We start from the raw sequence: 24,350 nt of genomic DNA, 5'->3' as shown, positions 1-24,350 counted from the left end.
AAAAGCCCACACTGGAGGAAGTTTTGTACAAACTCCAAATTACAGGTTTAGGGCTACCAAGCTGCTCAAGGATCCCTATACAGGTAGGGCCTGCTTTTACAACCTAAACTCACCCTTTTTAATTATAATAGTGTTGAGTTTGTCAAAAAAATATTACCAATGTGGGCAGTAACAATATTTATTTTAAAGAACTTATTCCCCTAGTTTGGAATACACCAAATCGTTCAGGGCCCTTAGCCGTTCCATGGCAGCTTTGGTTCCTTCGGACTGATCTATTCCGCCTTGCTCTATTTTTGAGGCGAACTGCAGGGCACACATGGCCAAAACGTCCTGTTTGTCCCTGACAGCATAGTTCTGCTCGAACTTTTTGACCAAATTTTCAATATTCTTGGCCGCTTTTCGCAATCCTTCCTCCTGTTTAGGGTCTATTGTTAGAGGATATACCCTATCAGCAATGGAAAGCTTTATTTTGAGCTTCTCTTCCATCATATTGGAACAAACTAATCCGCCAACTTGGCTATGCAAACATCAAGTTCGCGAATTAATGTATTTATTTTGAGCTTAGCTTCTGTTTTGCTAGTATTACTACCCAGCATCGTGTTTGCCATTTTTAAGGAATTGTACTTTTCTTCCCATTCCAAAACGGCATCTTGTTTAAGTTTGTTCTCCTCTTTCACAAGGTCCAATTCTTCTTTCAACTTGGCATTGGCCTGATGCAACAACTCCATTTTGTGCAACAGTTTGCTCACTTTGTTTTCCAAAGAATCAACAATCTCAACAAGTTCGCCCATATATGCAAACATCAATGCGTACCACACAAAGTTAACCAACCTTGGCTAACTTCGCAATACTTTTTGGATTTATTCTTAAAGTGTTCATTTAAACCTTTTTTGGCATTCTTATGGACTTTTTACAAATCAAAACATTGGTTATTTTCGTATCTAATTATAAAATATAGCATGCGTTTTAACTTTTTTGGTGTTTTCCTTTTGTTTTCCATAGTGCTTAAAGCACAAGAAAATTACCCTACCGATACATTTCAATCCCCCATGGAAATTCCCATTGTACTTGCTGGTACATTTGGGGAATTACGGTCCAACCACTTTCATTCTGGAATAGACATTAAGACGCAGCAACGGGAAGGGTTGCCCATTTTGGCCGTGGCAGATGGCACCGTTACCCGCATTAAAGTTTCGCACTGGGGCTACGGCAAGGCGCTCTATGTGGCACATCCCAGCGGGCACACTTCGGTCTACGGTCACCTCAAAAAATTTGGTCCCGAGATTGAGGAATATGTAAAAAAAGTACAGTACGCCAAACAATCCTATGAAGTTGAGATTTTTCCAGATTATGGAGAACTAAAGGTCTCCAAAGGCAATATCATAGCCTACTCCGGAAATACTGGTGGTTCTTCTGGCCCACACCTTCATTTTGAAATCCGCAGCAGCGTTTCCGAAAAACCTACCAACCCCCTGCTCTATGGTTATGACGTAAGGGATGCCACAAACCCCTCTCTAGTAGGTCTTTTTGCCTATCCCCTATCCAACGATGCCTTGGTTAACCGAAGTTCAGAAAAAATACAAGTAAATTTTACCAAACAGGCAGACGGAAGCTTTAAGGCAGACAAAGTTACAGCCAACGGTACCATAGGTTTTGGTATCAACAGTTTTGACCGCCAAGATATGGCCGCCAATCAGAATGGAGTCTACTCGGTTAAACAAACCGTTAACGGAAGAGTGTACCTGGAATACGATTTTGAAACCTTCTCCTTTGGAGAAACCCGGTATATAAACACCTTGATAGATTATGCCCATTTTGGCAAGTACCGACAACGCATCCAAAAATGTTTTAAGGAACCATATAATCATTTGAGCATATACAAAACCCTTTACAACAATGGAAAAATTGATATTGAGGAAGGTATGTCCTATAATGTGGAATTATTGATTTCCGATATTGAAGGAAATGAGACGAAGGTCATTATTCCCGTTGAAGGGAAAAAGGAATCTCCCAAGAACAATTTGAAAAATGAAGTTACCAGTGACTTCATCATTGCAAACAAGCCCAATAATTTTGATTTAGGTGCTGCCAAAGTATATTTTCCCGCCAATACGTTTTATGAGGATTTCTACATCGATTTAAAAAAGGGGAAGGATACGGTGATGATACATGACAATAGTGTGGCTGCCCACAGAAACTTCACCATTAGTTTTGACCCGTCCCAATATACTCCCGAAGAACGAAAGCAATTGTTCATTGCCCGTTTGGATGACCAAAAGAGACCATCCTATTCCAAAACTTACAAACGGGACGGCTCGTTTACCACCCGAACACGCGCTATGGGCATGTATACCTTGGCCAAAGATACCGTTGCCCCAACCATATCGCCAAAAAACTTTAAAGAGAACCAATGGCTGAGCAATTATAGCTATTTAAGTTTAACCATTTCGGATGACTTAAGCGGTATTGATACCTATTCCGCCACACTAAATGGGAAATGGATTTTGATGGAATACGAGCCAAAGACCAATACCATTACCTATAATTTTGATGATAACATCTTGAATGACACACAATGTGAGCTAAAAGTAACCGTTACGGATAATGTAGGAAACTCCAGTACCTTTACGGGTACTTTTTTCAGAAAATAGCCCATTGATCCACCTCAAGCCCATAACTGTTCTGTTTTTACTGTTTTGGGCAGCATTGCTCCAAGGACAAAACGCAACCGTATTCGGTACTATTTTGGATGAGGAACAGTCCCCAATTCCCAATGTGAATATTGTTTATGGGGACGCTGGTACGGTTTCGGATGATAACGGCTATTTTATGCTTCAAGTGGTTGCCGATACTCCAAATACCTTGACTTTCTCCCATGTGGGGTTTAAAGACATTGTGGTAGAACAGCTGACCTTGCTCACCAATGAAACTTTTGAATTGAATCCTGTAATGTACAAGGATGTAGTACAGGTGGCAGGTGTGGAAGTTTCAGCCACGGGTGAGAAAAAACTTGAGGGCATAACCACAATCTCTCCCCAAACGGTTCGGAAAATCCCAGGTGCCAATGCTGGAGTAGAAAATGTCCTGAAACTGATTCCAGGTGTATCCTTCAACAATGAATTAAGTACACAGTACCATGTGCGCGGAGGTAATTTTGATGAAAATCTGGTCTATGTGAACGGTATTCAAGTTTACCGCCCCTTTTTGATACGTTCCGCACAACAAGAAGGTTTAAGCTTTGTAAATAGTGATATGGTCTCTGGATTGGATTTCTCCCCTGGTGGATTTCAAGCAAAGTACGGGGACGCACTATCCTCTGTCTTGGACATTACCTATAAAACCCCAACAAGGTTTGGACTGCGCCTCAATGGAAGTTTTCTTGGCGGCAGTGGCACACTGGAAACGGCATCTAAAAACAAAAAATTCACCTCCATTACTGGGGTACGATACAGAAACAACAGCCTATTGGTTAATAGTCAACAAACAGAAAGCAACCTGAACCCTAAGTTCGTTGATGCCCAAAATTACCTTACATACAGATTTTCCAACGTGTTTCATTTAAGTTTCTTGGGCACTTATTCCATAAACGACTATGAAAATGAACCTTTCACCCGGCAAACCAATTTTGGGACCATTAATGACCCCAAAGCTTTGCTTGTCTTTTATCAAGGAAGGGAAAACAACACATACACCAATGCTCTGGGCGCATTAAAATTGGACTATTACTTGGGGGATAATACCGTATTGGGACTTACCTCTTCTTTATACCATACCCAAGAGGAAGAGTTCTCGGACATCATCGCTTCTTATGAGCTGGGACCAGTGGATACCGACTTCAGCGATGGAGACTCCGGTGATGCCAATGCCCCAAGGGGTATTGGTTCCCAGTTCACGAGGGCAAGAAATCAGCTGGACGCCTTAATTTTCACCATTTCCCATACCGGAAAGTTTTCCAAAAACAGAAAAACGCTGGAATGGGGCCTCAAGTTTACCCATGAAGATATCCGTGATCAACTCAGGGAATCTGAATTTATTGATTCAGCAGGCTATATCATACGTCCTTCCGAACCTCCCTTACCCAACAATCAACCAGAAGAACCTTTTCTGGGCGATATCCTTCCGTATGAAAGTGCTATGGCCACAAACTATGTTAAGACAAGTAGATTGGCAGGCTTTATCCAATATGCACACCAAATGGACCTGAAAAACCAAACCCTATATTTTAATGTGGGAACCAGAATCCAGCATTGGACCATATCAGGAGAGGGGTTTAATAACAGCTCCCAGACCATATTTAGTCCAAGAGTTCAGTTTTCCATAAAACCAAATTGGGAACGGGATGTTTTATTTCGATTTTCCACCGGGAGCTACCAACAACCTCCATTTTATAGAGAACTTAGGGATATTACCGGCTCAATCAATCCCCAGGTGAAAGCGCAGAAATCCATTCACTATGTATTGGGGAGCGAATACAGTTTTAACCTCAAGGACAGGCCATTTACTTTATTGGGCGAAGCTTATTACAAAGATTTAAAAAATGTAAACCCCTACACTATTGAAGATGTTCGGTTACGATATGCTGCCCAGAATAACACAACTGCTTTTGCTTATGGAGTGGACTTAAGGCTTGTTGGTGCTTTTGTACCCGGAACAGAGTCGTGGGTAAGTTTGGGATATCTACAGACCAAGGAAAATATAGCGGAGCGCGGATACATTCCCAGACCCACTGACCAACGCTTAAAGTTTGCCATGCTGTTCCAGGATTATATGCCCAACATCCCAAATCTTAGACTCTATCTCAACTTAGTTTACAATACTGGGGTCCCCGGAGGGTCACCCAATACTGCCGACCCTTACAATTTTCAGAATAGATTAAGAGATTATAAAAGGGCCGATATGGGAATTTCCTATATTTTTGCAGACGAAAAAAACAAACATCCGCAAGGGCATTGGCTATATAAGTTTAGAGAATGTAGTGTTGGTTTTGAAATTTTCAACCTGTTCAACACTCAAAATTCCATAACCAATACCTGGGTAAGGGATGTAGATACCCAAAGGCAATTTGCCGTGCCGAATTATTTGACAAGCCGTGTCTTCAACTTAAAATTTGGGATGCGATTTTAACTAGAATGATGAAGAAAATCTTTCCGCTTATTATGTTCTTTACCACTGCATTGGCACTGGGGCAAAAGAACATCTATGAGAATAGAAAGTTTGATGAACTTACCCAAGACCACCATGTTTTGGCCATTGTACCCTTTATTGCCCACTTGGAGCTCAAAGAAACTGTAGACCACAGTGAACTCAAGATATTGGCCCAAAGGGAAGGTTATGCTGTACAGAATGCCTTGGAAACATATTTTTCGCAACGCAAGAAGCGTAAAAAATTCAATGTGGATTTTCAGAACATTGCCAATACCAATGCCATTTTGTCGCAAAACGGTATTGATTACAATAACCTGGACATTTACACCACACAGGAACTTTGCGATATTCTGAAGGTGGACGGCATCATCAGTGGCAACCTAAACCTGAACATTTTACTTTCTGAGGGAGTGCCCACCAATTTCAGTCTTCTGGACTATTTTAGCGGAGATGCCAACTACGGTAGAATCGGGGTGAAAATCAGTGATGGGGAAACCGGCAAACTCCTCTGGAAATACGAAAACGAAATCACCAAAAAAACCGGAAAGAACACCACGGAACTCATTGATAAAATGATGAAGACAGCCTCCCGAAAGTTTCCGTACGACAAGGAAAAAAAGCGCAAAAACAAGAGCTGATCAGCTTTCAGCAAAATCCTTGAGTACCTGAACGGTGTAATCCAACTCTTGCTTGGTGTTGTATTTAGAAAATGAAAAGCGCAAAGAGGGCTTTTCCAATTCTTCACTGGGCAGGATTTCGGCAAGTACATGGGAACCCAAATTGCTCCCAGATTGACACGCACTTCCCTTTGAGCAGGCTATACCTTTCATATCCAAATGAAACAAAAGCATCAATCCTTTCTGTTTATCAAATGGTAAACGGACATTCACCAAGGTATACGTGCTTTTTTCCATATCACCTGAGAGTCCATTAAAAACAGCCCCCGGTATTTCTTGCTGCACTTTTTCAATAAAATAACGCTTCAAATCCTTAACAAGCTGGGTTTCTGTCTCCAGATTGTCATACGCTTTCACAAAGGCCTCCTCCAAGCCCACAATATTATGAAAAGGCTCTGTGCCCGCCCTATGCCCACGCTCTTGGGAGCCACCAAAAATCATGGGTTTCAACCCTGAATTCTTACGGACAAACGCAAATCCAATTCCTTTTGGCCCATGAAACTTATGGGCTGCCGCAGTCATAAAATCAATCGAAATGGTTTGTACATCCCAAGGGTAATGCCCAATGGACTGTACCGTATCGGAATGGAACAGCGCAGCATTTTCCTTACATAGGTCGCCAATGGCCCTTATATCGATGATATTTCCTATCTCATTATTCACATGCATTAAGCTTACCAACTTTTTGGAGTCGTCCTGCTTTAAAAGATGCTCTAAATAACCTAGACTTGGGTTGCCATTTTCATCCAATTCCACAAAGTGAAGTGCAATTCCATATTCTTTTTCCAACTCTTCAGCCGTATGAAGCACGGCATGGTGCTCAATTTTGGAAGTAATGATGGTCTTTACACCCAAATCCCGGACCGCACATCTTAAAATCATATTATCTGCCTCGGTCCCACCAGATGTAAAAATAATTTCCGATGGTTGCGCATTCAAGGTTTTGGCAATGGTCTTCCGCGCTTTTTCAACAGCAGTTTTAGCCGACCTCCCATAACTGTGTGTAGACGAAGGGTTGCCATAAAATTGTGCCAAGGCCTCTTGCATCCGCTCAATTACCTCATCCCTTACCTGCGTTGTTGCCGCATTGTCCAGGTATACTTTTTGCATGATTAAGTTCTCAAGTTAAGTAGGCCAAAAATAGGGGAAATAAAGTTAATTTCTTTTAAAGTGTACCTTGGGTTTGGGGTATTACATTGGAATTGCTTTAAATTTGGTGCATGAGAAAATTTTTCTTGATGGGTCTTTCCGTTGCCATGTTCGTTTCATGCAGCGATGGCGATTTGCAAATCGAGACCATTGACTTCGATAGTGTTTCAGTTCAGTTTTGTACAACGCCCCAAACAACCGCCAAAAATATCCTATTCAAAATAAATGGGACCGAGGCCTTGATTTTGGAACTCCAGAGCGGTGTCCTCAATAAGGGCGTTTCGGGAGAGACCGTGACCACGGAAAGTTCTGTACCCAGCCAATCCCAAATTACCTATCGGGTATTCTCAGATGATGTTGGCAAGAATTATTTTTGTGATGATTTCCCTCCGGTTGACCCCGTTGTAATTGATGAGATTGAGGCCCAAGACGGGGCGGTTTTTATTGAAACCACTGCCAACGAAGACAATACCAGCTTTGTGCATACCATAAGCCTGAGCGGCATTTCTTTTGTAACCAAATCAGGCGAGCGGATTACCAATCTAAGCATCAACGAATTTGGAGAGGTCAGCACCACAATACCTACCAATTAGGCATTCTGATAAATATATACTTCTGTTGCCCCAAGGCCGTACTTTTGGTAGTCGGCATCATAAAACTTGAGGTTGTCATATTTTTTAAAAAGGTAGTACAGCTCTTCTTTAAGGATTCCCTCTCCCACCCCATGGATAAAAACAACCTTTTGGATACGCTTGGAAATAGCAAAATCCAACTGCCGTTTTGCCGTTTCCAATTGTAGATTGAGCATGTCAAATTTTTCCATACCCTTGGTAGATTTCACCAATTGGTTGATATGCAGGTCCACCTCCATTTTGGGTGCGTTCCTTTCCTTAGGCTTTGTGGTTTGAAATCTTTTTTTCTTAGGTCTTTCCTCTTCCCTTTTAACATGGGACACCTCAAAATTGGAGACGGTGATACCATCCGCCACTTTTACCAGTTCGGTTAGACGGTATTGCAAAGGGAAACCTTCTTCGGTGACAATAATGGCCATATCATCCGTAATGGACTCAATCCTGCCCGAAATGGCTTCATCCAGTACCTCTACCCTGTCTCCAATAACAAAACCCTTCATACGTCCCATCTTAAAAAAATGCTAAAAAAGTTGGCCCTGAACGCAAAAATAATAGTATTTTTCTTCACTCTATTAGCGATGATGTACCCATTACTAACCATCTTACAACTCAGTCTAAAAGAATACATGCTGCCCTGCCTAAATAAGGAATTACTGGGGGTGGATTGTCCTGGTTGTGGGTTGCAAAGGTCGGTAGCACTATTATTTGAAGGAAATTTATGGGTCGCTTTTAAAATGTATCCCGCAACTTTCACCCTAATACCTCTATTTCTGGTATTGATAAGCTCAAAAGTACTTAACTTTAAATTCGATAACCGTTTGATCATAGGCCTAAGTATTGCAACTGTAGCCCTTATTTTGATCAATTATACCGCAAAACTCATATTTTAAACTTTAAATCATGGAACAGAAAAAATTACCAAACGTTACCTTGGCCCTGGTTTTGGCCATTTTCTCCTTGCTTTGCTGCTGTTTTGGAGGAGCACCGGGACTAATTTTGGGTGCAATTGCCTTTTTCTTGGTAAGAAAGGACGAAAAGGTCTATGCAGAAAGTCCGGAGAATTATTCCAACTACAGCACCCTTAAGACCGTTAAGATCCTTGCCATCGTAGGAATGGTCATTGGCGCTCTTTATCTGATTTACACCTTTTGGTCCATAAATCAAATGGGAGGCTGGGAAGGCTATATGGAACGTGTAAACCAAATGATGGAACAATATCAATAAATAATTAAACTATAATGGAAACTAACCAAAGTATGCCGCCAAAACCGAACAATTATATGGTCTTGGCCATTTTAAGCACTATTTTCTGCTGTATTGCCACAGGAATTGCAAGTATCATTTACGCATCAAAAGTAAATGAATGCTATGCCCGCGGAGAATATGCAGAAGCTGAAAAAGCATCGAAGAATGCAAAAATGTGGGCTTTCATAGGAATCGGGCTTTCTGTCTTGATCTGGATTATCTATGTAGCTTTCTTCGGCGTTGCATTTTTAGGGGCTCTGTCCAATGCAGGCAGCTACTAAAAAAATATTGGTAGTAGGATTGGGAGTATTGTCCGTAGTGGCAATACTCCTTTATTTTTCCTTTAATCCAGAAAATGGTTTGCTATTTCCAAAGTGCCCCATGCACCAATATTTGGGCATATATTGTTCTGGATGTGGCAGCCAAAGAGCCATTCATGATCTTCTGCATTTGCGTATTGGCGACGCTATAGGACACAATGCCCTCTTGTTGCCTGCACTATTTGTGATCCTGCAACACTTACTTGTAAAAGCTGGGGTTCTTAAAGGGAAGAGCCTTCTCGGTTATCGATACGCGCCATTGGTACTCTTGGTTGTTGTACTGCTATTTATGGTACTTAGAAACCTGAAATTATATCCTTTTGAACTTTTGGCCCCTTAGTTGGCCACTTCACTGATAAACTTGAGTCGGTAGAGTCTGAGTTCCTCATCCTCATAATCCCCATCAAACTCTTCTATGGCCTGGGAGATGGAGTCCGTATCTGCTTCCAAAAAGTACTCGTGAATCTCTTCTTGCTGATCTTCATCCAAGATTTCATCTATCCAATACCCTAAATCCAATTTGGTCCCACTAAAGACAATCTGCTCCATTTCTTTGATAAGTTCGGGAATTTGCAATCCCTTAGCCGAAGCTATATCATCCAACGGCAACTTGCGGTCCACACTTTGAATCACATATAGCTTTAACCCTGAATTGGCCCCCGTACTCTTCACCACTAAATCCTCGGGCCTAATCACATCGTTCTCCTCAACGTACTTGGCAATCAGTGATACAAATGGTTTTCCATATTTTTTGGCCTTACCTTCCCCTACTCCTTGGATATTGAGCATCTCCTCCATTGAAATAGGGTATTTTAGGGCCATGTCTTCCAACGAAGGGTCCTGAAACACAACAAAAGGAGGCACTCCAATCTTTTTTGCCTCACCCCTTCGAAGGTCTCGGAGCAATTTTAACAGATTGTCATCGGCACTACCTCCACCTGATTTTGCAGCGGCAACCACAGCATCATTACTTGTTTCTGTGTAAACATGATCTTTGGTCATCATGAAGGATTCCGGTTTCTGCAGAAATACCTCCCCTGCTGGAGTCAAATGCAGAATACCATAACGCTCTATTTCCTTTTTCAACAATCCTGCCACCAAAACCTGCCTAATAAGGGCCATCCAATACATTTTATCCTTATCGGAACCAATGCCAAAGAAAGGTTTTTCGTCGGTTTTGTGCGATGAGATCATAGCATTGACCTTGCCCACCAATACTTTTACAATTTCCTTAGTCTTAAATTTTTCATTGGTGTCCTTAACGACCTTCAAGAGTTTCACCACTTCGTCCTTGGCCTCTTCTTTGGGTTTGGGGTTTCTGGCATTATCATCCATATCGGCCCCTTCTCCATTGGTTTCGTCAAATTCTTCCCCAAAATAATGCAGGATAAATTTTCTCCGTGACATGGACGTTTCGGCATACGCTACAATTTCTTGCAATAGGGCATTGCCTATTTCCTGTTCGGCCACAGGCTTGCCAGACATGAACTTTTCCAATTTCTCCACATCCTTGTAGGCATAAAAGGCCAAACAATGTCCTTCACCCCCATCTCTTCCGGCCCTTCCGGTTTCCTGGTAATAACTTTCTATACTCTTTGGGATATCATGGTGGATGACAAAGCGGACATCGGGCTTATCTATCCCCATCCCGAAAGCAATGGTAGCCACTACCACATCCACTTCTTCCATCAGGAACATATCCTGGTATTTGGAACGTGTCTTGGCATCAAAGCCGGCATGATAGGGCACGGCACTGATTCCATTCACTTGAAGCACTTGGGCCAATTCCTCTACCCGTTTTCGGCTCAAACAATAAATGATTCCTGATTTCCCTTGATTCTGCTTTACAAATCGAATAATATCCGCATCTACATTCTGTGTCTTGGGACGGACCTCATAGAACAAATTGGGCCTATTAAAGGAGGCTTTGAATACTTCGGCATCGGTCATGCCCAAATTCTTTATAATATCTTCCTGCACCTTTGGTGTGGCCGTGGCCGTAAGTCCAATGATGGGAATATCATCCCCCAATCGATTGATAATCCCCTTTAAATTTCGGTATTCGGGCCTAAAATCGTGTCCCCATTCCGAAATACAGTGGGCTTCATCTACCGCAACAAAAGACACCTTAACACTCCTTAAAAATTCTATATTCTCCTCTTTGGTCAAGGATTCCGGCGCCACATACAACAACTTGGTAAGACCATTGACCATATCTTCCTTGACCTGTTTTACCTCGGTCTTGGTCAATGAAGAATTAAGCACATGGGCTATTCCTTGCTGCTCGGATATGCCTCGAATGGCATCCACCTGGTTTTTCATCAGGGCAATCAAGGGCGATATGACTATGGCCGCACCATCTTTCATGATGGCCGGGAGTTGATAGCACAAGGATTTACCTCCACCCGTTGGCATGATTACAAAAGTGTCCTTTCCATCAAGCACATTTTGTATTACATTTTCCTGAAGTCCCTTGAACTTTGAAAAACCAAAAATCTTTTTTAGCGAGGCGTGCAACTCAGTATTCGTAAGACTCATTTCCGCATTTTCGATTTTAATCTAACCCCCTGTATAAAATGGGGCTTGACTTTAAATTTTCAACGTCATTTAAAAGTAGGAAGTATTCTATCTTCCATAAATGGACATAAAAGATAGTTTGATTAAGTTTGTAAACTTAAATATAAGACATTCTTTTAGGAATACAATCAGTTAATCCGTTAATTACATTGAGCGACATTCAGTCTATTTTATCCACTGCAAAACGAACCCTGGAAATCGAGAGCAAGGCCATAGGCAATCTTATTAGCCAGCTTGACGAACAATTTGCCCTAGCCGTACAGTATATCTTGGAATCTAAGGGAAGGGTTGTGGTTTCCGGAGTGGGAAAAAGTGCCATTATAGCCTCCAAAATAGTGGCCACATTAAATTCTACCGGAACCCCTGCGATTTTTATGCATGCCGCAGATGCCATCCATGGCGATTTGGGCACCATTCAAGAAAACGATATCGTAATTTGTCTTTCCAAAAGCGGCAATACCCCCGAAATAAAGGCATTACTTCCTTTAATCAAAATTGGAAAGAACAAATTGATCGGGATTACGGGCAATTTGGATTCGGTCTTGGCCAAACAAGCAGACTTTGTACTGAACACCTATGTGGAAAAAGAAGCTTGCCCCAACAATCTAGCCCCTACCACCAGCACTTCGGCACAGATGGCCATGGGTGATGCCCTTGCCATATGCCTGTTGGAACTCAGAGGGTTTACCAGCTCAGATTTTGCCAAATACCATCCCGGTGGCGCATTGGGCAAAAAGCTATATTTGCGGGTTGCAGATATTGTGGTGAACAACCAAAAACCGCAAGTCGATGTCAACTCAAATGTAAAAGAGGTGATTGTTGAGATTTCTGAAAAAATGTTGGGTGTTACGGCAGTCATTGAAAATGGCAAGGTAGTAGGTGTTGTTACCGATGGGGACATTCGAAGAATGTTGAGCAAATATGACAACATCAATGGGCTTACCGCCAAAGATATCATGACCTCCAACCCAAAATCTGTAGATGTGGACACCCTTGCGGTAACCGCATTGGAATTACTTCAAGAAAAAGGGATTTCCCAACTATTGGCCTTTGACAATGGGGCCTATGCTGGGGTAGTCCATATCCATAACCTTATTAACGAGGGAATCCTATAATGGCAAAAACAGCAAAGAAAAATCCAGATGAGATGTCCTTTTTGGATCATTTGGAAGAATTGAGATGGCACTTGATACGCTCAACCTTGGCCATAGTTATTATTGCCTGCGCGGCATTCGTTTTCAAAGGATTTATTTTTGACACCATTTTGTTCGGACCCAAGAACATGGACTTTCCCACCTATAAGTTCTTTTGTAGAATCGCCACTTATTTTGGCATTAATTCCGAGTTTTGTGGAGATGAGATGCCATTTACCATTCAAAGTAGATTGATGGCCGGACAGTTTTCGGCCCACATCTGGACCTCTATTTGGGCGGGTATAATCCTTGGTTTCCCATACATATTGTACGAATTGTGGAAATTTATCAGCCCGGGACTTTACGAGAACGAACGTAAATACTCCCGTGGTTTTATTCTGACCGCATCCTCTTTGTTTTTCTTAGGGGTACTTTTCGGGTATTACGTGGTAGCCCCCCTATCCATTAACTTTTTGGGAACCTATCAAGTCAGTTCAGAGGTACTCAATGAAATAGACCTCGCCTCATATGTAGGCGCTGTAAGATCATCGGTTATTGCCTGTGGCATCATGTTTGAACTGCCCATCATCATTTACTTTTTGACCAAAGTAGGGTTGGTGACTCCGGAAATCTTGAGAAAATATAGAAAAATAGCTTTGGTGATTGTCCTGATTCTTTCAGCAATCATTACACCTCCCGATGTAACCAGCCAAATTGTGGTTGCCGTACCTGTACTTATTTTGTATCAAATTAGCATCCGGATTTCCAGCATGGTCGTAAAGAGAGAAGCCAAAAAAGAAAAAGAGAGAAAAAATGCCAAATAGTGTAGACGAGTTCAATGCCTATCGTTCCAAAATGAACGAAAAATTGCTTGCCGAGAACAACAAACTCATCAAGCGTATCTTTAATTTGGACACCAATGCCTATATGGCCGGTGCTTTGGATGTAAAGACCAAAGAGTTATTGGGCTTGGTTGCTTCTGCCGTTCTTCGCTGTGATGACTGCGTAAAATACCATTTGGAGCACTCCAAAAAGGCAGGGGCCAGCAAGGAAGAAGTTATGGAAACTTTGGGTATCGCTACCTTGGTCGGAGGAACCATTGTGGTTCCCCATTTGCGCAGGGCCTATGAATTTTGGGAAGATTTGGAGGAACACGATGCTTAAAAAAAACCAAAAGAACACGCCGCAAAAATAGAATATGTTTAGTTTTGGCACATTCGTATGAAGCTACGCGCAGAAAATATAATGAAGGCCTATAGGGGCCGAAAAGTTGTCAAGGGCATTTCGCTCGAAGTAAACCAAGGTGAAATCGTAGGGCTATTGGGTCCAAATGGAGCAGGTAAGACTACATCTTTCTACATGATTGTAGGCCTTATAAAACCCAATGGAGGTCAAATCTTTTTGGACAACATGGACATTACCAACTTTCCCATGTACAAAAGGGCGCAGAACGGTATTGGCTATTTGGCACAAGAAGCTTCGGTATTCCGGAAATTGAGCATTGAAAAAAACATCCTTAGCGTATTGCAACTCACCAAACTGAGCAAAAAAGAGCAACACATGAAAATGGAGTCGCTTATTGACGAATTTGGTCTGGGGCATATCCGTAAAAACCGGGGTGATTTATTGTCCGGGGGCGAACGCCGACGTACCGAAATTGCCCGCGCCTTGGCAACCGATCCAAAGTTTATTTTGTTGGATGAGCCCTTTGCCGGTGTAGATCCCGTGGCCGTGGAAGATATTCAGCGAATCGTGGCCCAATTGAAGAACAAAAACATTGGTATTTTGATCACGGACCACAACGTTCAGGAAACCTTGGCCATTACTGAACGGTCTTACCTTATGTTCGAAGGAGGAATCTTAAAAGCGGGGATTCCCGAAGAATTGGCTGTGGACGAAATGGTCAGAAAGGTATACTTGGGGCAAAACTTCGAGCTTCGAAAAAAGAAACTGGACTTTTAGCTCTTCCCCTCCCATTTTTTCACTTTCACCTGAATAGATGGTGATAATGTCTTCAAATGCGTAATAAAACCCATCCTGTCCTTTGGCGAAATAATGATGCTGTTGAATCGGTCATAACGCACTTCAAGTCTTTGCAAGGATGCGGCAGGAGCCGAAATAGGGTTGTAAGTTTCCTCAATAGCCTTAATTGATTCAATGGGAATTACTTTTTTGAACCAAAAAAAGGATTTGACCACCAGCACCTCCTTCTTAATTTCATAGGATATGGAATAAAATATGGCAATAAATAAAATCAGGATTCCGATTGGGATGGCCAATTTTACCCAAGCCCCTTCTTTGATTGCAGGAACCATGCCCGCACCAGAAATCAATAGAATTGGAACAAGAAGTTCCAACCCTACTTTCGAAGGGTATACTTTACCATCTACATACTTTTGTTCAGCTTTGGGCATTTTTTTGGAAGTTCAAAACCGAAGCGATCAAGTAAAAAACAATGATCAAAGGAATCGCTAAAAATTTTAAGGTCAGCAGCATAATCAAACTACCTATCAAAAACAGATATCGCACCGCATTGTCCTTAAAACTCCAATTGTCAAATTTCAAGGCAAAAAGTTCAATTTTGGAATTCAATAAATAAGCACTGAGAAGGGTTAAACCTATCAAAAACCATTGGTTCAGTATAATTCCACTGAGCACCTCATTGGTATGATACAATAAAATAAGGGGCAAGGAAAGGATCAAAAGGGCGTTGGCCGGTGTAGGCAATCCTTTAAATGAGGAAACTTGGTTCTCATCCACATTAAAATTTGCCAAACGGTATGCTGAAGCCAAGGTGATCACAAAACCTAAAAAAGGTAATAGGGTAATTTCATCATCGTGGCCAAAAAAACCGAGGTTCCATCCGCCACGTTCCGCCATATTGAGCAATTGGAACATAACAATCCCAGGCACCAATCCACTGGTAATCATATCAGCTAGGGAATCTAGCTGTACCCCAATTTCACTTTGCACATTGAGCAAGCGAGCAGCCAAACCGTCAAAAAAATCAAAAAAAATCCCAATAAAGACAAAGAGAGCGGCCCATTCCAAATGGTTGAGCACGGCAAAGACGGTAGCCACACAACCACTGAACACATTGAGTAGTGTTAGAAAATTGGGAATATACGACTTCATAAATTTCAATTTCCGTAAAAATAAGGTAAAAAGATTTTGATGTTCGGCTGAGCCGTATTTATTCTGATATTTGCCCAGACAAATCAAACCATGAAGGCAAGAATCCTTTTTTTCACCATATCACTTTTACTAGGGGTACAGGCGCTTGCCCAAGCTCCACAACTCTCAGAAAAGTCACAGGTAAGTCTCCTCACCTGTGCCGCTGGCGATGAGCTCTACTATGCTTTTGGGCATAGTTCGTTCCGGGTGCAGGATTCTGTGTTGGGAATAGATGTGGTCTATAATTATGGTACGTTTGATTTTAATCGACCCAATTTCTACCTGAACTTCGTCAAGGGAAAATTGATCTACTCCCTTTCCAGACGCAGTTTTGATGACTTTCTTTTTGAATATGAAATGGAGAAAAGATGGGTCAAGGAACAAATTTTGGACCTCACCCTTGAGCAAAGAAATCAACTGCTTGCTTTTTTCGAGAACAATTACCTGCCCCAAAACCGGGACTATCTTTACGACCCGCTACTGAACAATTGCTCCAGCATTACCGGGGACATCCTAAAAGACCAATTTGGGGATGCCATTGTTTTTGATGGTTCTTATTTGAATGAACAATACACCTTCCGACAATTAGTGAGGCAATTTATGAATATCAACTCTTGGTCCATGTTTGGTATAGACTTGGCTTTTGGTTCCGTAGTAGACCGAAAGGCTACTGTACAGGAACATATGTTCCTGCCCTATTACGCCATGGAACAGATACGCCATACCTCCTTGAATGGAAAACCCTTATTGAAGCGAGAGCGTTCCGTTTTGGATTATGATGAACATATACAACAAAGCTTCTTTCCACTATCTCCTTTGTTTTGGTTCTGCTTGTTGTTGGGATTCACGGCCTTGATCACCTATTTTGACCATCAACACAAAACACGAAGCCGTTGGTTGGATTTCACTTTGTTCTTGTTGACCGGGTTGGTCGGCACTTTTCTATTGGTGTTATGGTTGGCCACCGATCACACTTCAACACCCAAAAATTTTAATGTGTTGTGGGCCTTCCCCCTCAACGCGATAGTTGCTTTTGTATTTATATTCCAAGACAAATTACCGCAATGGCTACCGAAATATTTATGGACAGTATTGGGCCTCATAGGCCTCATGTTGCTATTTTGGATAATTAAGGTCCAGATTTTTTCACCTGTGCTGATTCCTTTACTTTTGACCCTTGCTATTCGATATGTCTACCTCTTGCGGTATTCCAAGTTATAGCACAAAACATTCTCCATGAACTTATTAACGGTAGAGAACATATCTAAATCATATGGGGAGCTGGTCTTATTTTCTGATATTTCCTTCGGAATAAACAAAGACCAAAAGATAGCTCTCATCGCCAAAAATGGAAGTGGAAAAACTTCCATCCTCAACATCATGTCCGGGAAAGATGCTACCGAAACGGGGCAAGTAACGGTGCGTAAGGGGATTAAAGTGGCCTTTTTGGAGCAAGAACCCAGTCTGGACCCCAACCTTACCATAGAGGAGACCATTTTGGCCACGGACAATGAAACGTTGAGGGTCATTTCCAACTATGAGAAAGCTGTGGAAAACCCCGAGGACACCGAACGTTACCAAAAAGCCTTTGAGGCCATGGAACGACTCAACGCCTGGGATTTTGAGACCCAATACAAGCAAATTCTCTTCCAACTCCAACTGACCCAACTCGATGCCAAGGTAAAAACACTATCGGGAGGACAGCGAAAACGCTTGGCCTTGGCCAATGCCCTGCTCAACAAACCAGACTTGCTTATTCTGGATGAGCCCACCAACCATTTAGACCTTGAAATGATCGAATGGCTTGAAACCTATTTTGCCAAAGAAAATATCACGTTGTTCATGGTGACCCACGATCGGTATTTCCTAGACCGGGTCTGCAATGAAATCCTTGAACTGGACAACAATCAATTGTACAGCTACAAAGGAAATTACACTTATTTCCTTAAGGAAAAGGAATCCCGAATGGAGCGGGAGGAAGTGGAACAACACAAATCCAAACAACTCTACAAAAAAGAGTTGGACTGGATTAGGAGACAACCCAAGGCACGTACCACAAAGTCCAAATCCCGGATTGATGACTTTAGCGAAATCAAAAAAAGGGCGCACCAACGCCGTAAAGAACACGAGGTACAACTGGAACTGAACATGGAACGCTTGGGCAGTAAAATTCTGGAGCTGCACAAAATTTCCAAATCATATGGGGAAAAGTTACTTCTGGATAAGTTCGATTATACCTTCACCAAAGGGGAACGAGTGGGCATTATTGGGCAGAACGGCACAGGAAAGTCCACATTTTTGAATATCATCACCCAACAAGAAACGGTTGATGGAGGAAAGGTAGTGGTGGGCGACACGTTAAAATTTGGTTATTACACCCAAAAAGGTATTCCCGAGAAAGAGGGGCAAAAGGTCATTGATGTCATTAGGGAGTTTGGGGACTATATCCCCCTTAAAAAGGGCAAACAAATTTCTGCCCAACAGCTACTGGAGCGTTTTCTTTTTGATAGAAAAAAACAGTACGATTTTGTTGAAAAGCTCAGTGGCGGGGAGCGTAAGCGCCTGTACTTATGCACCGTACTCATACAGAACCCCAATTTTCTGATTCTTGATGAGCCCACCAACGATTTGGACATTGTTACCCTGAACGTGTTGGAAAGTTTCCTTTTGGATTTTCCTGGCTGCTTGATCGTGGTATCGCACGACCGCTATTTTATGGACAAGATCGTGGACCACTTGTTTGTCTTTAAAGGAAATGGGGTTATTGAAGACTTTCCGGGCAACTATACCGATTACAGGGTGTACGAGAGCAGCAAGATTGCCGAGGAACGGGAAAATAAGGGCAATGCTTCGGAAAAAACGGAAAAAACCCATTGGAAGGAAAAGGACAACAGCGGTAAGCTGTCCTACATGGAGCAAAAAGAATACAAACAACTGGAAAAGGACATTCAAAAACTAGAGGAGCAAAAAGAGGTTTTACAGAACAAGTTTACAAACCCCGATTTGAGCGGTGACGAAATCAACCAGCTTTCCATTGAACTCAAAGAAATTTCAGATACCATTGAAGAAAAAACAGAACGTTGGTTTGAACTTTCAGCCATTTTAGAAGGATAAGTATGTGGTTCAGATTTGGTACTTTTCTAAAGTTTTTATCAAAATCCACCAACCAACATGGAGTCCACTCACCATTTGTCTTCAAGTATGTAACCAAATGCCTGTACGCCAAAGGAAAATTCAGCAAGGATAAAACAGCAAATGTATTGCTAAAAAGCATCGGCTATTTTAAGGTCAAAACCATATATATCCATAAAAATCCGGACCTTGAAAAATTGGTCGAAATCTATTTCCCTCAAGTACGCCCTAGTGAAAACATGGTTGATATTTTGTATACGAAGTATTTGGATGCCCATGATTTGGAGAAACTTCTCTCCAATGGAAAGTTGCACAATGACAGTATGGTTTTGATAGACTCCATTCATGAAGACCCAGAAAGCGAACTTGAATGGAAAAACCTCATTGAATCACCAAATATTACGGTAAGTATGGACCTATTTCATTGTGGGGTTCTATTTGTTCGAAAAGAACAGGTCAAGGAACATTTCACCATTCGGATATAAAAAAGTAAATTTAGGTATGGAAAATGTAGCAACAGATAACACCATTTGGTACGTTCTGGCCGTGTTGGGACTCATTTATTTGATTATCATATTCCGAAACAAGCGCGGTACCCGTCGCAGGAAATCCAGAAGATTTATGGATGGAAAACGAATGCGTGACCGGGACGATGAACAATAATCACTGACTTCTGATATCAGATATCTGAAATCTGAAATCTGACTACTGAAAACTTATGAAAATATATACCAAAACAGGGGACCAAGGTACCACCGCATTATTTACAGGGACACGGGTTCCCAAACACCATATCCGCATAGAAAGCTACGGCACCATTGACGAACTCAACTCGTTCTTGGGGCTGTTACGTGATCAGAAGATAGATACCCATTCCAAAAAAACAATCGCCCTTATCCAGGAAAAGCTCTTCACAGTGGGGTCCATTCTGGCCACAGAACCCAAAAAGGATAATCGACTTAAAATTCCACGTATCAATTCTGACGATATAGAATTATTGGAAAAGGAAATGGACGCTATGAACGAAAATCTTCCCCAGATGACACATTTTATCTTGCCGGGAGGACATACCATCGTGTCATACTGTCATATTGCCAGAACCGTATGCCGCAGAGCAGAACGTATGATTTCTTATCTGAACGAAAACGAATCGGTTCCTGAAACCTTACTGTCCTATATAAACCGCCTGTCTGACTATCTCTTTGTCTTGGCACGAAAGTTGTCAAAAGATTTGAAAGCCGATGAAGTCAAGTGGATTCCCGAGAAATTGGACCAATAAATCTGTTTTTTTAACGTTAGAGTTTTGCCAATGTCAAAATAATTTTTAAATAATGCAGTTTTTACTTGGCAAATTGGGTTTAAAAATTATTTTTGCAAAAAATTTAAAATCAAACCGTTACTATGTACTGGACATTAGAACTAGCCTCATATTTAAGTGATGCGCCTTGGCCAGCCACCAAAGACGAACTAATAGATTACGCCATCCGTACTGGAGCTCCGTTGGAAGTTGTAGAAAATTTACAGTCCATGGAGGAAGAGGGTGGCGAAATATACGAATCCATCGAGGAAATCTGGCCAGATTATCCCACCGAGGAAGACTACCTCTGGAATGAGGATGAATATTAGATTTTCAGAATAAACAAAGCACGTTAAAAAGTCTCATTTGAGGCTTTTTTTTATGTAATTTTGGCAGCCTAGCAAAAGATTTCCAACATAATCCCATCAATGGAACAGCTTTTGCCATTCTAAAAAAAAACACAATTCATGAGTTTTATAAATTCCGTACTGAAGGTTTTTGTGGGAGATAAATCGGAGAAAGATGTAAAGTCCCTACAACCTTTGGTCAAAGAAATAAAATCCTTCGAGGAACAATTGGAAGGATTGTCCCACGATGAGCTTAGACAAAAAACCACGGCCTTTAAAAGCTTGATTGCCGAAGACTGTAAAGAAATCAATGACAAAATTGCAGCTTTACAGGAAGAGGTAAACAATTCCAACGACATAGACCGCAATGAAGAAATCTACTCCGAAATAGACAAACTCAACGAGGAAGCCTATAAAATTTCGGAGACAACATTGAATAACATCCTCCCTGAAGCCTTTGCAGTGGTAAAGGAAACCGCAAAACGCTTTGCGGCCAATGAAACGCTTACGGTCACTGCTTCAGAGTTTGACCGGGCTCTTTCCGGTGACAAAGACTATGTTACTTTGGAAGGCGACACCGCCATCTGGAAAAATTCATGGGATGCCGCTGGTAAGGAAGTAACTTGGGATATGATACACTACGATGTACAGCTCATTGGAGGTATTGCACTGCATCAAGGAAAAATAGCCGAAATGCAGACCGGGGAAGGAAAAACATTGGTGGCCACTCTCCCACTCTATCTAAATGCCTTGGCCGGCAAAGGTGCTCACTTGGTAACCGTTAACGACTATCTGGCCAAAAGGGACAGTGCTTGGATGGCACCCATTTTTGAATTCCATGGCTTATCCGTGGACTGTATAGATAAACATCAACCTAATTCTGATGGAAGACGGGCCGCTTATAATGCCGATATCACCTATGGAACCAATAATGAGTTTGGTTTTGACTACCTGCGCGACAATATGGCGCATACCCCGGGAGATTTGGTACAGCGTCCCCACCATTATGCCATTGTGGATGAGGTGGATTCGGTATTGATTGACGATGCACGGACCCCATTGATCATATCTGGTCCCGTACCGGAAGGTGACCGTCATGAATTCAACGAATTAAAACCAAAGGTTTCGGACATCGTCCAAAAACAGCGCCAATATCTGACAGGTGTTTTGGCAGAAGCCAAGAAACTTATCGCAGCAGGTGACACCAAGGAAGGTGGATTCCTTTTGCTACGTGTACACCGTGGGCTTCCCAAAAACAAAGCGCTCATTAAGTTTTTGAGTGAAGAAGGGGTTAAACAATTGTTGCAGAAGACCGAGAACTTCTACATGCAGGACAACAATCGGGAAATGCCCAAAATCGATGCCGAATTATTGTTTGTAATCGATGAAAAAAACAACCAAATAGAGCTTACAGACAAAGGAGTCGATTATATTTCAGGAGATCAAGACAAGGATTTCTTTGTGATGCCCGACATCGGTAGTGAAATCGCCAAAATTGAAAATCAAGATCTAGAAATTGAAAAAGAGGCAGAGCTAAAAGAAGACCTTTTCAAAGATTTTGCGGTAAAGAGTGAACGCATCCATACCATGACACAGCTATTAAAAGCCTACACACTTTTTGAAAAAGATGTGGAATATGTGGTCATGGACAACAAGGTAATGATCGTTGATGAGCAGACCGGTCGTATTATGGATGGTAGACGTTATTCCGATGGGCTTCACCAAGCCATCGAGGCCAAGGAAAATGTGAAGATCGAGGCCATGACACAGACCTTTGCCACCATCACCCTTCAGAACTATTTTAGAATGTACAACAAGCTGGCCGGTATGACTGGTACAGCGGTCACTGAAGCAGGTGAGTTTTGGGAAATCTATAAGTTGGATGTGATGGAAATCCCAACCAACCGACCCATTGCCCGTGATGACAGACATGATTTGATCTATAAGACCAAGCGTGAAAAATATAATGCCATTATTGAAGAAGTTACCGGACTAGCCAACGCTGGAAGACCTGTGTTGATCGGTACTACCTCAGTGGAAATATCAGAGCTGCTTTCCAAATTGCTGAGTGTACGCAAAATCAACCATAATGTATTGAACGCCAAACTTCACAAAAAAGAGGCGGACATTGTTGCCGAAGCTGGAAAAGCAGGCGTGGTGACCATTGCCACGAACATGGCCGGTAGAGGTACGGATATTAAACTATCCAACGAGGTGAAGGATGCCGGCGGTCTCGCCATTATTGGTACGGAGCGCCATGATTCCAGACGTGTGGATAGACAGTTGAGAGGTCGTTCCGGACGTCAGGGAGACCCAGGTAGCTCGCAGTTCTATGTTTCTCTGGAAGATAACCTGATGCGCTTGTTCGGGTCGGACAGAGTAGCCAAAATGATGGACCGAATGGGCTTGGAAGAAGGTGAGGTCATTCAACATTCCATGATGACCAAATCCATTGAACGGGCCCAGAAAAAGGTAGAGGAAAACAACTTTGGTATCCGTAAACGTCTTTTGGAATATGATGATGTTATGAATGCCCAAAGGGAAGTGGTCTACAAACGTAGAAAGCATGCCTTGCAAGGGGAACGGCTTAAGGTGGATATTGCCAACATGATCTACGATACTTGTGAGGTAATCGCAGAAACCAATAAAATGGCCGATGATTACAAAAACTTCGAGTTTGAACTGATCAAGTACTTCTCAATTACATCACCCATTAGTGAAGAGGAATTTAAGAAATTAAGCTTTCAGGAAATTGCAAATACCATTTACAAGGCTTCCTACCAGTTCTATCAACAGAAAATGGAGCGTAGTGCCCATACGGCATTCCAAGTCATCAAAAAGGTATACGAAGACCAATCCAACAATTTTGAGCGCATTGTGGTACCTTTTACCGATGGCATCAAAACCTTGAATGTGATCACCAATTTGGAAAAAGCCTATACTACAGATGGCAAGCAATTGATCACTGATTTTGAGAAAAATATCTCATTGGCCATCATTGATGATTCCTGGAAAACGCATTTGCGAAAAATGGATGAGTTGAAGCAATCTGTCCAGTTGGCCGTACACGAACAAAAAGATCCGCTTTTGATTTATAAGTTCGAGGCATTTGAACTCTTTAAGGAAATGATAGACAAGGTGAACAAAGAAGTAATTTCATTCCTGTTTAAGGGAGAATTGCCTTCAGAAAACACTAGTCAAATCCAAGAAGCCAGAAATGTGCGAAGGCCCAAGGAAAATCTTCAAACCTCAAAAGAAGAAATTCCAAACAGTGATGAACTAGCTGCCCAGAACAGAGCTGCAGGACAGACCCAAAGGCAAAGACCACAAATTACCGAGACCATTGTGCGTGAAAAACCAAAAATTGGCAGGAACGACCGGGTCACCATTAAAAATGTGATGTCCGGGGAAAGTAAAACCTGCAAGTACAAACAAGCTGAGCCCCTTATTGAAAAGGGCGAGTGGGTTCTTGTGGAGGATTAATTTCCAAAAAAATAAAAATTTAGTTAGCGGCAGCGATTT

26 protein-coding genes and 1 other RNA gene are annotated in these 24,350 nt (G+C 42.0%); 19 read left to right on the top strand and 8 right to left on the bottom strand.

Annotated elements, in window-relative coordinates; all coding sequences use genetic code 11:
- Nucleotides 1-29 precede the first annotated feature (29 nt).
- From ssrS to ACP14V_RS05385, 3 genes are all read right to left on the bottom strand, one after another.
- A non-coding RNA gene (gene ssrS / locus ACP14V_RS05395) (6S RNA) lies at nucleotides 30-139 on the bottom strand.
- A gap of 53 nt (nucleotides 140-192) precedes the next feature.
- The gene (locus ACP14V_RS05390) at nucleotides 193-486 is read right to left on the bottom strand and encodes a cell division protein ZapA (protein ID WP_136565972.1); all 294 of its coding nucleotides are present in this window, start codon (nucleotides 484-486) and stop codon (nucleotides 193-195) included.
- A 14-nt stretch (nucleotides 487-500) separates the two neighbouring features.
- On the bottom strand, nucleotides 501-791 hold the full coding sequence (locus ACP14V_RS05385; RefSeq protein ID WP_136565892.1) for a hypothetical protein: 291 nt from the start codon (nucleotides 789-791) through the stop codon (nucleotides 501-503).
- A gap of 168 nt (nucleotides 792-959) precedes the next feature.
- On the opposite strand from ACP14V_RS05385, the gene ACP14V_RS05380 reads away from it, so the two are divergent.
- Genes ACP14V_RS05380 through ACP14V_RS05370 form a run of 3 tightly spaced genes read left to right on the top strand, consistent with a single transcriptional unit; the run spans nucleotide 960 to nucleotide 5,783 of the window.
- On the top strand, nucleotides 960-2,651 hold the full coding sequence (locus ACP14V_RS05380) for a M23 family metallopeptidase (RefSeq protein ID WP_272609657.1): 1,692 nt from the start codon (nucleotides 960-962) through the stop codon (nucleotides 2,649-2,651).
- 4 nt (nucleotides 2,652-2,655) lie between these two features.
- Nucleotides 2,656-5,124, top strand: a complete 2,469-nt coding sequence (locus tag ACP14V_RS05375) for a TonB-dependent receptor (protein WP_313791641.1) — start codon at nucleotides 2,656-2,658, stop codon at nucleotides 5,122-5,124.
- 8 nt (nucleotides 5,125-5,132) lie between these two features.
- Complete coding sequence (locus ACP14V_RS05370; RefSeq protein ID WP_272610288.1) at nucleotides 5,133-5,783, top strand: hypothetical protein; 651 nt, start codon at nucleotides 5,133-5,135, stop codon at nucleotides 5,781-5,783.
- Here the strand turns inward: ACP14V_RS05370 and ACP14V_RS05365 are convergent, their stop codons facing one another.
- Nucleotides 5,784-6,932, bottom strand: a complete 1,149-nt coding sequence (locus ACP14V_RS05365) for a cysteine desulfurase family protein (RefSeq protein WP_272609656.1) — start codon at nucleotides 6,930-6,932, stop codon at nucleotides 5,784-5,786.
- Between the two features lie 110 nt (nucleotides 6,933-7,042).
- On the opposite strand from ACP14V_RS05365, the gene ACP14V_RS05360 reads away from it, so the two are divergent.
- Entirely contained in the window at nucleotides 7,043-7,564 is a 522-nt protein-coding gene (locus tag ACP14V_RS05360) for a hypothetical protein (protein WP_272609655.1), read from the top strand.
- Here ACP14V_RS05360 and ACP14V_RS05355 read toward each other — a convergent pair.
- Nucleotides 7,561-8,103, bottom strand: a complete 543-nt coding sequence (locus ACP14V_RS05355) for a Smr/MutS family protein (RefSeq protein ID WP_272609654.1) — start codon at nucleotides 8,101-8,103, stop codon at nucleotides 7,561-7,563. The genes ACP14V_RS05360 and ACP14V_RS05355 overlap by 4 nt on opposite strands.
- A gap of 18 nt (nucleotides 8,104-8,121) precedes the next feature.
- Here ACP14V_RS05355 and ACP14V_RS05350 point away from each other — a divergent pair, with 18 nt between their 5' ends.
- From ACP14V_RS05350 to ACP14V_RS05335, 4 genes are read left to right on the top strand one after another with little or no spacing between them, the layout of a single operon-like run.
- Nucleotides 8,122-8,493, top strand: coding sequence for a DUF2752 domain-containing protein (locus ACP14V_RS05350; protein ID WP_313791640.1), 372 nt, complete (start codon nucleotides 8,122-8,124; stop codon nucleotides 8,491-8,493).
- Nucleotides 8,494-8,503: 10 nt separating this feature from the next.
- A complete protein-coding gene (locus ACP14V_RS05345) occupies nucleotides 8,504-8,827 on the top strand; it encodes a CCC motif membrane protein (RefSeq protein WP_136565886.1) in 324 nt (107 codons plus the stop codon).
- 14 nt (nucleotides 8,828-8,841) lie between these two features.
- The gene (locus ACP14V_RS05340; protein WP_236640873.1) at nucleotides 8,842-9,129 is read left to right on the top strand and encodes a CD225/dispanin family protein; all 288 of its coding nucleotides are present in this window, start codon (nucleotides 8,842-8,844) and stop codon (nucleotides 9,127-9,129) included.
- A complete protein-coding gene (locus ACP14V_RS05335) occupies nucleotides 9,113-9,508 on the top strand; it encodes a DUF2752 domain-containing protein (RefSeq protein WP_272609653.1) in 396 nt (131 codons plus the stop codon). The genes ACP14V_RS05340 and ACP14V_RS05335 overlap by 17 nt, the downstream gene beginning before the upstream one ends.
- On the opposite strand, the gene recQ is transcribed toward ACP14V_RS05335, so the two are convergent.
- Nucleotides 9,505-11,706 (bottom strand): DNA helicase RecQ, encoded by a 2,202-nt coding sequence (gene recQ / locus ACP14V_RS05330; protein WP_136565884.1) that lies wholly within the window; start codon nucleotides 11,704-11,706, stop codon nucleotides 9,505-9,507. The genes ACP14V_RS05335 and recQ overlap by 4 nt on opposite strands.
- A gap of 188 nt (nucleotides 11,707-11,894) precedes the next feature.
- Between recQ and ACP14V_RS05325 the strand changes: the two genes are divergently transcribed.
- The 4 genes from ACP14V_RS05325 to lptB are packed head-to-tail and all read left to right on the top strand — an operon-like array spanning nucleotide 11,895 to nucleotide 14,840.
- Nucleotides 11,895-12,860 (top strand): KpsF/GutQ family sugar-phosphate isomerase, encoded by a 966-nt coding sequence (locus ACP14V_RS05325; protein WP_272609651.1) that lies wholly within the window; start codon nucleotides 11,895-11,897, stop codon nucleotides 12,858-12,860.
- Nucleotides 12,860-13,702: a twin-arginine translocase subunit TatC gene (gene tatC, locus ACP14V_RS05320; protein ID WP_272609650.1), complete on the top strand. Its 843-nt coding sequence runs from the start codon at nucleotides 12,860-12,862 to the stop codon at nucleotides 13,700-13,702. Before ACP14V_RS05325 ends, tatC begins: the two co-directional genes overlap by 1 nt.
- Nucleotides 13,692-14,042 (top strand): carboxymuconolactone decarboxylase family protein, encoded by a 351-nt coding sequence (locus tag ACP14V_RS05315; RefSeq protein ID WP_116218205.1) that lies wholly within the window; start codon nucleotides 13,692-13,694, stop codon nucleotides 14,040-14,042. The genes tatC and ACP14V_RS05315 overlap by 11 nt, the downstream gene beginning before the upstream one ends.
- A gap of 57 nt (nucleotides 14,043-14,099) precedes the next feature.
- A complete protein-coding gene (lptB, locus tag ACP14V_RS05310; RefSeq protein WP_136565880.1) occupies nucleotides 14,100-14,840 on the top strand; it encodes an LPS export ABC transporter ATP-binding protein in 741 nt (246 codons plus the stop codon).
- Here the strand turns inward: lptB and ACP14V_RS05305 are convergent.
- Nucleotides 14,837-15,292, bottom strand: a complete 456-nt coding sequence (locus ACP14V_RS05305; protein WP_272609649.1) for a PH domain-containing protein — start codon at nucleotides 15,290-15,292, stop codon at nucleotides 14,837-14,839. The genes lptB and ACP14V_RS05305 overlap by 4 nt on opposite strands.
- The gene (locus ACP14V_RS05300; RefSeq protein WP_272609648.1) at nucleotides 15,279-16,013 is read right to left on the bottom strand and encodes a CDP-alcohol phosphatidyltransferase family protein; all 735 of its coding nucleotides are present in this window, start codon (nucleotides 16,011-16,013) and stop codon (nucleotides 15,279-15,281) included. Before ACP14V_RS05300 ends, ACP14V_RS05305 begins: the two co-directional genes overlap by 14 nt.
- Nucleotides 16,014-16,103: 90 nt before the next feature.
- Between ACP14V_RS05300 and ACP14V_RS05295 the strand changes: the two genes are divergently transcribed.
- The 7 genes from ACP14V_RS05295 (at nucleotide 16,104) to secA (ending at nucleotide 24,311) form a co-directional block, all read left to right on the top strand.
- Nucleotides 16,104-17,273, top strand: coding sequence for a DUF4105 domain-containing protein (locus tag ACP14V_RS05295; protein WP_272609647.1), 1,170 nt, complete (start codon nucleotides 16,104-16,106; stop codon nucleotides 17,271-17,273).
- Nucleotides 17,274-17,288: 15 nt separating this feature from the next.
- Nucleotides 17,289-19,166 (top strand): ABC-F family ATP-binding cassette domain-containing protein, encoded by a 1,878-nt coding sequence (locus ACP14V_RS05290; protein WP_272609646.1) that lies wholly within the window; start codon nucleotides 17,289-17,291, stop codon nucleotides 19,164-19,166.
- Nucleotides 19,167-19,168: 2 nt separating this feature from the next.
- Nucleotides 19,169-19,669 carry a hypothetical protein gene (locus ACP14V_RS05285; protein WP_272609645.1) on the top strand — a complete coding sequence of 167 codons (501 nt, stop codon included), beginning with the start codon at nucleotides 19,169-19,171 and terminating at the stop codon, nucleotides 19,667-19,669.
- Nucleotides 19,670-19,685: 16 nt separating this feature from the next.
- Complete coding sequence (locus ACP14V_RS05280; RefSeq protein ID WP_272609644.1) at nucleotides 19,686-19,847, top strand: hypothetical protein; 162 nt, start codon at nucleotides 19,686-19,688, stop codon at nucleotides 19,845-19,847.
- 55 nt (nucleotides 19,848-19,902) lie between these two features.
- Nucleotides 19,903-20,463 carry a cob(I)yrinic acid a,c-diamide adenosyltransferase gene (locus ACP14V_RS05275; RefSeq protein WP_272609643.1) on the top strand — a complete coding sequence of 187 codons (561 nt, stop codon included), beginning with the start codon at nucleotides 19,903-19,905 and terminating at the stop codon, nucleotides 20,461-20,463.
- 122 nt (nucleotides 20,464-20,585) lie between these two features.
- The gene (locus tag ACP14V_RS05270) at nucleotides 20,586-20,810 is read left to right on the top strand and encodes a DUF2795 domain-containing protein (protein WP_013551418.1); all 225 of its coding nucleotides are present in this window, start codon (nucleotides 20,586-20,588) and stop codon (nucleotides 20,808-20,810) included.
- A 138-nt stretch (nucleotides 20,811-20,948) separates the two neighbouring features.
- Nucleotides 20,949-24,311 (top strand): preprotein translocase subunit SecA, encoded by a 3,363-nt coding sequence (secA, locus tag ACP14V_RS05265; RefSeq protein WP_272609642.1) that lies wholly within the window; start codon nucleotides 20,949-20,951, stop codon nucleotides 24,309-24,311.
- Nucleotides 24,312-24,350 lie beyond the last annotated feature (39 nt).

Source organism: Flagellimonas alvinocaridis (assembly GCF_965248585.1).
GTDB classification, from domain to species: domain Bacteria; phylum Bacteroidota; class Bacteroidia; order Flavobacteriales; family Flavobacteriaceae; genus Flagellimonas; species Flagellimonas alvinocaridis.
The sequence above is the reverse complement of the archived record's forward strand: the minus strand, read 5'-3'. Positions and strand labels throughout refer to the sequence as shown.